The organism is Xanthomonas sp. 3307 (assembly GCF_014199735.1).
Lineage (GTDB): Bacteria > Pseudomonadota > Gammaproteobacteria > Xanthomonadales > Xanthomonadaceae > Xanthomonas_A > Xanthomonas_A rydalmerensis.
The window spans coordinates 242,539-255,002 of sequence record NZ_JACHOG010000007.1 but is presented as its reverse complement, the minus strand read 5'-3'; the positions used below and the strand labels follow the sequence as shown (position 1 = coordinate 255,002).

Annotated in this window: 7 protein-coding genes; 3 read left to right on the top strand and 4 right to left on the bottom strand. The window is 63.0% G+C overall.

What is annotated here, in order from left to right; all coding sequences use genetic code 11:
• The 4 genes from GGR64_RS16880 to GGR64_RS16865 all read right to left on the bottom strand — a co-directional run.
• On the bottom strand, positions 1–1,781 hold a 1,781-nt coding region (locus tag GGR64_RS16880), incomplete at its 3' end, for a condensation domain-containing protein (RefSeq protein ID WP_184647248.1).
• Complete coding sequence (locus GGR64_RS16875) at positions 1,778–3,481, bottom strand: cyclic peptide export ABC transporter (RefSeq protein WP_160969564.1); 1,704 nt, start codon at positions 3,479–3,481, stop codon at positions 1,778–1,780. The genes GGR64_RS16880 and GGR64_RS16875, both read right to left, overlap by 4 nt.
• Before the next feature lie 22 nt (positions 3,482–3,503).
• On the bottom strand, positions 3,504–6,695 hold the full coding sequence (locus tag GGR64_RS16870) for a non-ribosomal peptide synthetase (protein ID WP_184647246.1): 3,192 nt from the start codon (positions 6,693–6,695) through the stop codon (positions 3,504–3,506).
• Between the two features lie 114 nt (positions 6,696–6,809).
• Positions 6,810–9,125: a M28 family peptidase gene (locus GGR64_RS16865; protein WP_184647244.1), complete on the bottom strand. Its 2,316-nt coding sequence runs from the start codon at positions 9,123–9,125 to the stop codon at positions 6,810–6,812.
• 519 nt (positions 9,126–9,644) lie between these two features.
• On the opposite strand from GGR64_RS16865, the gene GGR64_RS16860 reads away from it, so the two are divergent.
• From GGR64_RS16860 to GGR64_RS16850, 3 genes are all read left to right on the top strand, one after another.
• A complete protein-coding gene (locus GGR64_RS16860) occupies positions 9,645–10,553 on the top strand; it encodes a CmcJ/NvfI family oxidoreductase (RefSeq protein ID WP_184448067.1) in 909 nt (302 codons plus the stop codon).
• A gap of 82 nt (positions 10,554–10,635) precedes the next feature.
• A complete protein-coding gene (locus GGR64_RS16855; RefSeq protein WP_184647242.1) occupies positions 10,636–10,893 on the top strand; it encodes a hypothetical protein in 258 nt (85 codons plus the stop codon).
• A 74-nt stretch (positions 10,894–10,967) separates the two neighbouring features.
• Positions 10,968–12,434, top strand: a complete 1,467-nt coding sequence (locus GGR64_RS16850; RefSeq protein ID WP_184647240.1) for a hypothetical protein — start codon at positions 10,968–10,970, stop codon at positions 12,432–12,434.
• Positions 12,435–12,464: the final 30 nt, after the last annotated feature.

Here is a 12,464-nt window from a genome sequence, read left to right as displayed (position 1 = left end):
GCGAAGGAGCGCTGCACGCACAGGGCGACCAGGCCATCGGGGCGCAGGCCCTGGGCGATGAGGTGGTGCGCGAGCTGGTTGGCCTGTGCGTTGAGTGCAGCGTAGCTGAGCGTGTGCGTGTCCAGGACCAGGGCCGTGGCGTGCGGGCTGCGCTGCACCTGCTCCTCGAACAGCTGGTGGAGGCAGCGATCGTCGGGATAGGGGGCCGTGGTCTGGTTCCATGTCTCCAGCAACAGCTGGCGCTCCTGCGGTGCCAGCAGGTCGATGCGGGACAGCGGCTGGTCTGGCGCATGTACGCTTGCCTCGAGCACGCGGACCAGCGCGTCTGCCATGCGCTCCATCGAGGCATCCTCGAAGAGGCTGCGGTTGAAGCGCCAATCCACGATCAATCCCGCATCCGACGCAACGGCGTCCACCTGCAGGTCGAACTTCACCGGAGCGCCGGGGTTGTCCAGTGCCTCGACGTCGATGCCAGGCAGGCGCAACCCGGCGCGCTCCTGTGTTTGCAGCGCCAGGAAAATTTGCACCAACGGCGTGTAGGCGGGGCTGCGCCCCGAGCACAAGGTGTCGACCAGGGTGTCGAAGGGCACGTCACGATGCTGCAGCGCTTCGATCACGGCCTCCCGGCTGAGCGCCAGGGCATCGGCGAACGTCATGTCGCCGCGCATTGGCACGCGTAGTACCAGCGTGTTGACGAACAAGCCGACGACCGTTTCCAGTTCCTTGCGTTGCCTGCCACTGACGGGGAAACCAAGAGTGATGTCGTCCTCGTTGCTGTAAGCAGACAGGACAGTGGTCAGTGCCGCATGCAGATACATGAAAAGCGTGGCGTTGCTGGCCTGGCATAGCGTCTGCGCGGCTTGCAGCCAGCGTTGCGGCAGAATCCGGCGGACGGTGCCGCCGTCGTAGACCTGGACTGCAGGCCGCGGCTTGTCCAGCGGCAGGCTGTGCAGCGCCGGCAAATCAGCCAGCTTTGCTTTCCAATAGTCGAGCTGCGCCAACTGATCGGGGCCCTCGGCCTGCTGGTTGCTCCATGCTGCGTAGTCGATGTAGTGGAGGGTCGGTGCCGGCAGCGCCGGCGGCGTGCCGGCGGAAAGCGCCGTATAGAGCGCGCTGATCTCGTGCTCCAGAATGCCGATGGACCACTCGTCCCCGGCGATGTGGTGGATGTTCAGCAGCAGCATCCAGTTGCCGTTGCCGAGGTCGCTGCAGGTGGCGCGGAGCAATGGTCCGGCGGCAAGGTCGAAACGCCACCGGTTCTCGCGCTGCAGCAAGCGCTGCAGGGCATGCTCGGCCTCATCGGAGGTGGCCATGGAGAGATCGAGGTGCTCGAATGCCACGCGCCCTGTGGGCTGCACGCATTGCCGCACCTCGCCATCTTCCTCGGCAAAGACGGTCCTCAAGGCCTCGTGGCGCGCCACCAGCGTATCCAGCGCGGCCTGCATGTGCGCGGCATCGAAACTGCCGCGCACGCGGTAGACCCCGACCATGTTGTATGCGCCATTCGCCTCCTCCAGCATGTGGAGCAGCCACATGCGGCGTTGCGCCATGGATGCCGGAGCCGATGTCCTCGTCTCCGGGGCCAGTGCCTGGATGCCCGCGACATGCCGCGTCTCCGACTTGGCCAGTTGTTGCAGGATGTCCTGCTTGTGCCGGCGCAAAAGATCGAGCAGTGCGCGATCCGGGGTGGGACCATCGAAGTGGACGCGCAGATCGCCGTTGTTCTCGGCCAGACGGATGCCGCTGCGAACGCATTCGCTCAGGAGATCGTGAATGTTCATGTGCGCGCAGACGTCCGTTCCAAAGTGAAAGGGTTCATGGCGGGCTGGCGGCTGCCTGGGGGGCTGTCGCGTTCCACGCAACAGGCATCGCTCGGAGTGTTTTGGGTGGTGGACGCGATCACGCCGTTGTCGAACTTCAGCACCTTGTCGGCGAGATGGAAGTAACGCTCGTCGTGACTGACCACGATCGAGGTCTTGCCCAGCTTCTTCAGCCCGGGCAGGAAGGTGCCGTAGAAGAACTCGCGAAACTCCACATCCTGGTCCGCGGCCCACTCGTCGAAGACGTAGATCTCCGACTGCTCGAAGTAGGCAATCAGCAGGGCCAGGCGCTTACGCTGGCCATAGGACAGCCTGGTGGTGGACAGGCGTCCGTGCTCGACGCTGACCTTGTCGGAGAGATGCAGCCTGTCCAGCCAGTCTCGCACCTGCTCGGGCTCAATCTCCTTGCCGTGCTTCGCCACCAGCGTTTCGAACAGGTAGTAATCCTGGAAAATCGCAGAAAAATACTGGAAGTGCGCCCGCTGGTCTGCCAACTGCACGCCATTGATCAGCACTTCGCCGGCATGGCGCTCGTACAATCCGGTCAGCAGCTTCGCCGCGGTGGTCTTGCCGCTTCCGTTGCCGCCGACGAAATAGACGATCTCGCCACGCGCGATGTCCAGGTCCAGCGGGCCGACATTGAACCCGGGACATTCTCCGTCCGGATTGTCATGGCGGAAAAACAGTCCTTTCGCCGACAGCGACTGAAACGGCTCCATCGCCAAAGGTGAGGAGGAGGCGGTATCCGTGGCATCGAGTCTGAGCGCATGCAGGTGCGCGATGGCCGCCTTGGCGGCATGCACGGTGCGGAACGAATTGATGAGGACCGTGAGCGGGCCGACGATATAGAAAATGGTCAGCACGAAGGTCACCACCGGTTCGCGGTCCGGCACGCCGATGTGCGAGGACAGGAACAGAAGCGTGCCGACCCCGATGAAGATGATCGCGGTCGCCCAGCTGTTGGAGATGTTGAGAAACAACTCCGCGGTCTTGGTGGCGTCCTTGTATTTTTGGGCGAATCCCTCCAGCTCATCCCGGATCAACCAGCCCTCCCGGTCCGGGTTCAGCTTGAGTTCCTTGCTGCCGTCGATGACCGCTTCGTAGCACTTGAACAGATCGTTCTCCACCTTGCGGCGCAACTGGAAGCGCGCCTCCGCCCGGTCGGCGATGACGACCTTGGCCACGTAGAGGCCGATGAGGAGGAGTACGAAGAAGACCAGGAACAGGCGGGATGAGATGACGGCGAGATAGACCAGGCACGCCAGCACCACGGTGATGTTGAACACGTAGTTGGGCAGCGCGACGAGGAAGTCGTGCAACGCAGGGACGTCGCGGGTGAGCGCGGCGTACAGCCGGTGGCGCCCGATGGCCTCGATTCTGCGAACCGATAGGTGGCTGATGGCCTGCACCAGCTTGTGACGGAGGCCATGCAGCATGTTGGCGCTGAGTCGCGACAGCGCCACCTGAGAAACCAGGCCGAACCCGACCATCAATACCAATGCGCCGGCAAATTCTGCGATTGCGTCCGGCGCGGCGACGGCGGCGCGCATGTCGCGGCCAACCAGGGCCAACAGCCAGATGTTGGCTGCGCCGGCAGCGATGCTGATCGCGCTGGCGAGCGCGATTTGCGGCTTGCTTTGCTTGACGACGTCCAACACCATGGCTTGATAGTCCGTTCTGCGATCAAAGATCGATGAAGGTGTCCGATGACGCTTCCCGCAGATCGCATGTCGCGTGGCGCACGCGCTCCAGTTCCAGTTGCTGGATCAGCAAGCGGCCTTGTGCGGCGATCGTGGTGTTGGAGAACAGCAGCGGCAGGTCGACGCGCAGCGCGAATTCGCGTTCGATGGACGAGGCAAGCTTGAGCAGCAGCAAGGAGTCGCCGCCTCTCGAAAGAAAGTTCTCGTGAATGCCGATGCCTTGTTGCTGCAGCGTCTCCTGCCACAGCATGGTCAGACGGTGTTCGGTGTCATTGCGGGGTGACGCGTCGGCAGCCGCGCCGCGTGGTGCGGAGCCTGGCGCAGGCAATGCCTTGCGGTCCACCTTGCCGTTGGGGGTCAACGGCAGCGCGGAGAGCGGAATGAAGCGCGATGGCAGCATATGTGCCGGCAGGCGCATGGTCAGGAACCTGGCGAGATCGTCCAGAATCTCGGGCATGGCGGGATCTGCTTTGTCCTCGCCTGCCGGCGCCACGACGACATAGGCCAGCAGGATCCGGCCTTCGGCGACCCCCGCCGTGCCGTGGCCGACCACGGCGCATTCGGTGACCGCGGGGTGCTCCAGCAGGCATGCCTCGACTTCCCCTGGCTCGACCCGATAGCCGCGGATCTTCTCCTGATTGTCCTTGCGTCCTCTGTACTGCAGGCGGCCATCGCTGGTCCAGCGCGCCAGGTCGCCGGTCCGATAGACCCGAGTTTGCGCGTGGGGGTTGAACACGAACCGCTCCGCGGTGGGCGCGGGTTGGTTCAGATAGCCCCTGGCCAGACCGGCACCGGCGATATGGAGTTCGCCGACCATGCCGGTCGGAAGCGGATCGCCTGCCTCGTCCAGGACGTAGACCTGGGTGTTGTGGATAGGCCTTCCAATGGAGGCGTCCCCGCCTTTGCTGCGCAGGCAGACGGTGGAATAGGTCGTGCTTTCGGAGGGGCCGTAGAGGTCGTAGACCTTCACTGCCGCAAGCTGCATATAAAGCGCGTCCACCAACTCCTGCTGCAACAGTTCCCCGGCCAGGTTGAGGCAGCGCACAGAGGTGGGAATGGCTGCGGCATCGAGCAGTGCTCGGATCGCCGATGGAACCGTATTGATCAGCGAGACGCCGTCGAACTTCTGGTCCCTGAGCGCCAGCACGTTTTCTGCCAGGACGACGCGGCCGCCGATGGCGAGCGGCACGAAGAGTTCGAATACCGACAGGTCGAAGCAGATCGATGTTGCAGCGAGCACCGCGGACAACTCGCTGGCCGAATAGTGCGCGAGCGCCCATTGGATGAACGCGGCGGCGTTGCGATGCTCGATCAGGACGCCCTTGGGTCGCCCTGTCGAGCCGGAGGTGTAGATGACGTAGGCGACTTCCCGCGCGGACAGCCCGGTTGTCGCGCGCGCCGGATTCACCGCTGCACGCTCGTCCTGTGCGGCCTTGGCGCAAGGGAGGTCCGTACGGATGGCTGACCCACCGACATCACCCAGGGCTTGGGCACCCACCGCGTCGGCGAGCAGGATCGCTGGGCGCGCATCGTCGAGAATGTGGCGTATCCGCGATGGTGGATAGGCCGGATCGATCGGGACATAGGCAGAGCCGGACTTCAGCACGGCGAGCAACGCGACCACCAGTTCCAGCGATCTGCCATGGCACACACCCACCATGTGCCGAGGGCCGGCGCCTTGCTCGATCAGCCGGGCGGCCAGCAGGTTGGCCCTACGGTTGAGTTCGGCGTAAGTGAGCGTGGAATAGCCGCACGCCACGGCGACGGCGTCGGGTGTGCGCTCGGCCTGCTCTTCGAAGAAATCGTGGATGCATGCGCCCGGGCGCAACGCGACGTCGGCGCCTTGCCAGACGCTGAACTGATCCTGCGATTCCTCCGCGAGCAGGAGCCGGTACGCAGCGACCTGCTGTCTGCCATCGGCAGCGACCTGGTGCAGGACGTGCACGAGCCTGTCGAGCACGGCCTGCGCGTCGGTCTCGCCGAAATGGCCGAGCGCATAGTCCAGATGCAGCCGCACGTCCTGGTTTCCATAGTCGCAAAGCACGAAGGTCAGTGGGACACGCTCCTGCGAGTGCGACAGGTAATGCGTTTCCACCGGCTCGCCATGGATCTGGAAATCGAAATCCAACTTCTGATAGTTGAAGGCGATTTCGTATGGGAGATCGTCGCTGGTGCCGTGCTTTTCGCGAAGTGCCCTGACCAGGTCGCCGAGCGGGAAGCGGCCATGGCGATAGTCCTGCCGCAGCACCGAGGCCACGTATTCGACCAGCTGGATGAAGGAGATGCAGGGTTGCGCGGCGAACCGATGCATGTTGACGTTGACGATGGAGCCGATGGTGTCCTTGTCATCCGCATTGCGTCGGTTGTGCACAGGCGAGCCGATGACGAGATCGGTGCGCTGGTACGACCTGGAAAAATAGAGGCACAGCGCTGCATGCATCACCGCGACCAGATCGGCCTTCGCGTCGGCGGCCAGTTGCCGCAGCGAGGTGAGCAAGGCCGCATCCAGGACTGCACTGACACGCTTGCTGCCAATTGCTGCCGGCGCATGCAAAAGCGGGAACAGCGCATCCCTTGTGCCAGTGTGGCGCGAAAGCCAATGTTCGCGGCTGCGCAGATACTGCGGGCTGCCGCGATAGCCGGATTGGCGCAGCATGTGATCGACGAAGGAGCAGGGTGGGCGGCCGAGCGCCACCTCAGGAGCGGTCTCGCCCAGGTCCGCGTACATCCCAAGAAAGCGGCGCATCTGCAGGGCGAATCCCCAGCCATCCATGATGAGATGATGGGCTTTGGAGAAATACCAGTGCTCGCCGGATGCCAGGCGCAGCAGCGCATCTTCGAATACGTTCGATGCGATGTCGCCGAACGCCGTCGCCATGCGTTCCTCGATCCAGGCCAGCGCAGCCGCCGCGGTGGCAACATCCACGATGCGCAGTTCGGTCTGGCACACGTCGCTGAGAAACGGCGTGCAACGGCCCCCGACTTCGCGGAAACGCAGGCGATAGGCATCGTTTTCCTGCAACAGACGAGTGCGTGCCTGCCGAAAGCGGCCAAGATCCAGCTCGCCGCGATAGACCTGATAGCCCCCGATGTTGTTCACCACCTTCCCGAAGAGCTGTCCCTCCAGATAGATGTCCTGCTGTGCGGGTGTCAATTCGAGAACCATGTGCTTCATCCAATCGCTTCCATCGCCATACGGTGATGTCGGACGTGCGACGCGGCTTACGCCGCCGCCGTGCTCTTGCCTTGCTGGTGGTGCCAGGTATGGATCGGGAGCGCCTCTTTCGGGTCAGAGCGTGACGTCGCTGATGACGACGCTTTGGTCGCCGTCCTGGTAAGGCACGGCGCTGCTGTCCCTGGCCTTCGCCAGCGCGCCAGCCTGCTTGGCCAGGGGTGAGAATGACTTGACCAGCACGGTGGCCGGGCCCTTGTTGGCCATCGCGAGGGTGAGCTGCATGCCGTTGCATGACCTGCCTCGACAATTGAGGACCTTGTATCGCCCGTAGCTGGAGCGGCTGCCCGCATAGTCCATCCGTTGGTCTGCGGTTTCGATCGAGCGCAATCCCATTGCCTCCGGGAAAAACAGGCCTACACGCCGGATCGAGGCATCCGCATCGATGCGAATGGTCGAGGTCCTTCCGGTGGCGGTTTGCTCCGTTCTCAGAACGATCACGTTTGCCGGGCTCAGCGACGCGGATGCCACAGGCACGGCGAGATAGGTCTCACCGGACTCGGGGAAGACGGGTTTCATGGACGCCCTGGCTCCCATTGCACGGGCCACAGCGAGAGGCGGCGTCGCGGTTGACGAGACGAGATGGGCCTCGCCGCCGGCGCCCTGTACGTAGAGGATGTTCACCGCCTGCGGCTGCTCTGCGTCGTAGGCGGGGGCGTGCATCGAAAAGAAGGCGCTGCCGGCAACGACCAGCAACATCGCGGCGCCGCCGTAGCGCAGGGTCCTGGAGGGCGCGCCGGTCGGCATCAATGGCGCAAAGAACGAGGCGGCCAGGCCGATGAGCACGCCCATGCCGACAGCGCCGATTGCCTCATTGAATCCGAGCAGCATTTCGAAGAGGAATGCCGCGTTCAGCAAGGTCGCGAACGCCACAGATGCCGGCAGCAACAGAACAAGCGGCAAGGCCTTGCGCAATGGCGGGGCAGCCAGGAGCAGCAGTGCCGCGGCCGACAGTGCCATGGAGGGAAGGATGAACAGGTAACTGATGCCGGGCAGGAGCAGGGCCGTCACCACGCCAGCCAACAGCCACGCATAACCCACGCCGATCCAGCTTCCTTCGGGACTGCTCCAGCGCCTGAGTGCGCGTTGCGTGGCCAATGTCGCCAGCAGCACGCACGTCCATAACAGCAACCGGTTGGCCGCGGTGGCGCTGTGCCATGACGGATCGCCCCCATTTGCCATGGACAGGGCGGCCGTCAGCAAGTAGCCGACCAGGCCGCCCAGCACGGCGCAGGCGACGACCAGCAAGAACCCGGTCAGGATGCTGACCCCGGCAATGGGCTGCCGCTGTCCGCGGCGCCAGTGGCACAACGCGAAGATGCCAAGCAGGGCGACGGCCAGGCCGGTGCCGGCGCTTGCCGGCCATCGAACCACGCCCACTCCCATGATGTCGGTGTACACCCGGCGGCCCATCGCCTCCGGTGCAGGAATGTCGCGATCCAGCAGCGAGACAAGCAGGCCGTAGACGTGATCGCCTTGTTGCTGAAGGCTACCGCGGTTCAGCGACTGCAGATTGTCGCGTGGCGTGTGGTAGTAGGCCATGTGATCGCCATAGGCGAAGTTGACGCCCTGCATGCCGTGCGATTTGAAGATCGTCAGGTCGGTGTCGTTGGGCAGCAGCGCATATGCTGTGTCGAGCAGGGAATTGGCCAGCGGCCGTGCGGAGCTGGCGGCGAAGGCGTCGACCAGCCAGCCGCTGGTGCTGCCGGTTTCGAACAACGCACTTTGTCCGGACGTGCCGCGTGCCTCGATGTTGATCGCCAATGCGAGACCGGCGGCGAGCGGGGACTGGGTGGCGAATGCGTTGGCACCCAGCAGTCCGGCTTCTTCGCCGTCCGTGAACAGGAAGCGAACGCTGTTCCTGCCTGCGGGACGTTGCGCAAGCATCCGCGCCGTCTCAAGCAGGATCGACACGCCCGCACCGTCGTCGCTTGCACCGGGGCCTGCATCGACCGAGTCGTAGTGCGCAGACAACAGCAACGTCTTGCCGTCTGCCGATCCCTCGCGCAGCGCGGTGATGTTCTCCACCTTGGCGCAGACGTAGACCCTAAGCTTGCGGCAGGACATGGCTTGTTGGACGTCCGGCTGATAGCCGTACGCGCGCAGTGTGGCGAGAATCCGCTGGCGTACTTTGTCGTTTTCTTCGCTGTCAACAGGATGTGGCAGCTGCTGCGGCAGGAGGTGCGTCAATACGTCGAAGGCCCGATCGGCGGAAAAACGGTCCGCGTCGGTTGGCGTGGCCGGAGGAACCGGCTCAAGACGCCACTTCGTGAGCGCCGCAAAGATAATGAATAGGCTGACGGAAACAATGAATGAAATATTCGCTACTTTCCCAATCCATTTGGGGTCTGCCTGAACATTCGGTCGCGTCAAGGCCGTACTCCATGTAATTCAGCATAATGCAGCGTGCTGCAGGAATTGCAGTTCTCTGTGCGTCATCCTGGTTGCGTTGCAGCATGTCGCAAGTGAACTTGATCCTGGCGATGGTGCAGCGAAGGGATCGTTGCGACAGGCGCGAACTCTATGCATTTCCACGTTTTTTTTGGTAGACAATTCCAGCTCTGTTCGATTTCCAGATGGCGTTCCGTGTGGTTGCGCACTGTTTGCAAGTGGACAGGAAATCGCAGTCGAATGGTCACATTTTCCGTTTAGAACTGTCTTCGTAAATCTGTGCTGGATTGCGCGGCGTATCGCAGAATCTTCGTTGACAGTGCGAATCTCCCGAGAGTAGGATCGGTTCCTCGCTGAGGGGCTAGTGCCTGATTTTTCAGCAGTGCATATTCGACGCATTCGCGCTGCTGCCGCAATCGCGGCGGCTTACCAGCAGAGATCGCCGCTTAATCTGAGCGTTTCTGTCCCGACGTCAACGGCCATTGATAGGCGGTGAGAAGAATGGAAAGTGCACCTACGACGTTGTATTACTCCGCTCCGCTCACCCCAGGAGGTCGGGTGGACAACTGGCAATGCGACGCGGCCACGCGTCCGCCGGAGGTCATCTGCAACTTCCTGACAGTCGGGATCGAGCTAGGCGTAAACGATCTGCGAACCGCACCCGATCTGAGTCCGACGCTGGATGGCTGGGGATTCCAGAAATTCGACGCCCCCACTGCAGTGGACCAGAAGGATTTTCTGGAGTACGGAAATGCGTCGATCGAGTCTTACATCGAGGAAACCAAGGACCTGCTGAAGAACGTGCTTGGCGCGGACGATGTCGTGCATTTCGATACATGCATCCGCCAGAAAGATACGGAATCCGCCGTCAAGCTGGTCAACAATCCGTTCGTCGGGCCATACCAGCGCGTGCACGTTGACCAGAATCCAACCAGTGCGCAGGCGCGGCTCGATCATCATGCCAGCCACGCGCGGCATGTCAGCCGGTTTCAGATCATCAACGTCTGGCGTGCGTTCGTCGAGCCGGTCAAGAACTTTCCACTCGCGTTGCTCGACTACCGCACGGTGGATCCGGTAGAGGATCTGGTGGTCACGCGCAGGATCCTTCCGGAATGGATGCATGAGCGCTGGGTGCAGGACCGTGAAGGATTTTCGCTCAAGCACAGCGACGCGCATCGCTGGTATCACTGGAGTGGGCTGAGGCCGGAAGAAGTCATCCTGTTCAAATGCCACGACAGCGCCAGTAAGAGTCTGCTCACCTCGCATGGCAGTCTCTCGTCGGGAACCGACACCGGCTTGCGCGATGTCGCGGGGGTGTGTGCGCATACCGCCTTCTTCAATGCGCAGGGACCGGCCACGGGTCACCTACGCAGTTCGGCCGACCTGCGGTTTCTGGTGCTTTACAACTAGGGTCTCAGGTTGGCCATGTCGCTAGACGACCACCGCTTTCCATGTCCGAGTCACTGATTCATGGTTTTCAAGGAGATTGGCAATGACGAACGAAGAAGAGCAGGTTGAATCGGTGGCAAAGCTGTACGCGAAAGCGACCGAAAACGATTGGCGCACGGTGCAGTCTGCTGCGCAGCACGTGCAAGCCGATCGCCCGGTGGCTGCAGGTGAAGAGCCGGTCGGCGGGCAGGCGTCTACCGAAGCGTCATCGTCGGCGAGTCCGATGACGACGGCCGAGACGGTCAAGCTGATGAATGTCGCCCGCTCGATTCTCGTGAACGAGAATGGCAGCGTCGGCTAGACATGGATGCGCTATCGGCGTCGTAGTGCCGCCCTGGCCTTCAGGGCGGTTTTTTTTGCAGGAGGAGTCGCAGGGTGTACTTCGTACACGAGAACCCGGTGCGCTCGTCCTTTCCGGATTTTCAGATGGCGCCAGGGAAAGGAGGCGTCCAGTTCATGCGGCACGACAGCGATCTGCTTGAGGCATCGCAGTCTGGCTCGATCCAGGCCTTGCACGCATTTCACGGTGCGCTTCTTCCCGGAACGATCGCTAACGCGCTCGATACCCCTTTTTATCGCGCGCACTGGTCAGGATGCTCGCTGCGGCATGTCGGCCTGGATAGCCTGGCAGAGTTGCCACCGGTCGAGAAGGATCACATCCGCGCGGCCGGCGATGCAGCGAGGAATCGCGCAGGGGTCATCTGCGACGATGTCTTCACCACGGGGACGACGGGAAATCCGCTGATCACGGTGCGCAGCGACCGTGAGCAGGCGTTCATCGCCGATTTCTTCGCGAGAGTGCTGCGCGACCGCCCACCGGGGCCACTGTTGCGTGGGCTGGAGTTCAAGAACCCGTATCACGGCCACCTGGTCCGGGTGCCCGGGGCTGCCCATTATCATCGTGTCAGCGTATTCGACGCGGGCAGTTTCGAGTACGGGCGGACCACTCTCCTGCGCAGCCACAACGACGCCAACGTGGATGCACGCTGCTCGGTGCTGATGGGGCTGGAGCGCTGCTTGCGCGCGTTCACCCTGGACACGTTGCGAACCTATCCGGATGGCTTCCCAGTCACGGCGCTTCGCCTGGTGGTTTCTTACTCGCAGTATCTGACGCAGGCCTGGCGCCGTAGGCTGCAGGAGACCTGGGCGGCGCCGGTCGTCGACCGGTTCGGCGTCAGCGAGGTGTTCGGCGGCGCCAGCCAGTGCCTGGCCTGTGGCTGGTACCACTTCGAGCCGTTCGTCATCGCAGAAGTGATCGGTGCCGAAAGCGGAAACCCCATTTCCGCGGGGCAGGGTCTGCTCGCCTTGACCGCGCTGTCTCCCTTCCAGCAGGCGCAGCCTCTGATCAGATACTTGACTGGAGACCTCGTCGAGGTGACGCACACCTCCTCGTGCCGTCCGGGCACGACAGCGATAAAGCCGCTGGGGCGCGCGCGATACGGCGTGCCGAAGCCTGGCGGTGATCGTTGGCTGGTCACTCCGGCGTCCGTGCTTGAGGCAGTGGACGAAGTGCCTGAGATCGAGCGCACGGCACGCTTCGCCGGCATCGAGCAGGTGCGCGATCCTCATGCGGTCGGTAACCCGAAATTCCGGACCCGCTGGTCGCAGCAGGGGGGCGTCGTCGCTGTCAAGGTGGAGGTGGCGCTTTGCGATGGCCTGTCCGAACGCCGCCGCTTCGATATCCTTGCCGAACTCCGGAACGAGGTCTTGCGTCGCAACAAGGCGTTGGCGGATGCGCTTCAAGACAACGCTGCGACGCTCGACGTCGACGCCTGCGACGGTATCGAGGAGGGCGATCTGATTGCGCAGGCGCATTCGGGTGGGGTATGGAGCGCGGCATGATGCTGGTCGAGCCGTACGACGTCAGGGTGT